The 405-nt window shown below is 36.3% G+C and carries 1 protein-coding gene; it reads left to right on the forward strand.

Features of this window, described 5'->3' with window-relative positions:
* The first annotated feature begins 131 nt into the window (after positions 1-131).
* The gene (locus ETC00_RS20145) at positions 132-344 is read left to right on the forward strand and encodes a hypothetical protein (RefSeq protein ID WP_077428877.1); all 213 of its coding nucleotides are present in this window, start codon (positions 132-134) and stop codon (positions 342-344) included.
* Positions 345-405: the final 61 nt, after the last annotated feature.

The following is a 405-nucleotide window of genomic DNA, read 5'->3' on the forward strand; positions in this document are numbered from 1 at the left end:
TTATTTTTTTTGACCATCTAAAATCGAGTGAATTTTTCTTCACTCGATTTTTGTCGTTATATGACCAAATTTTTTTGGTGATATGAAAACGACAAAATTATCTGTACATTTGAATTGTGGAGGTGATATTCATGGATGAAACAGAACTTCAAAACGAAAATACTTCCAATGGCGATATACAAGGTGTTCAACAGTATGTCGACTTACGATCGCATACGACAATTGAAACGCCAGAGGGAAACATTCATATCATTCATGAAATCACACTCGGTGACATTGTTATTTCTGTTTTGATCGCTGCAACACTCATTTTCATGTTTTTAGAACGCATGATGAGGAGGTAGAACAATGTATTCCCTTGTCTTTGCAACGCCAAAGGACGTTCTTGCGACATACCTCGTCATC

The organism is Brevibacillus sp. MCWH, assembly GCF_013096935.1.
GTDB lineage: Bacteria > Bacillota > Bacilli > Brevibacillales > Brevibacillaceae > Brevibacillus > Brevibacillus aydinogluensis.

Bases quoted from the DNA above. Each gene is read 5' to 3' on its own strand.
- ETC00_RS20145 (WP_077428877.1), top strand. From the start codon at position 132: ATGGATGAAACAGAACTTCAAAACGAAAATACTTCCAATGGCGATATA.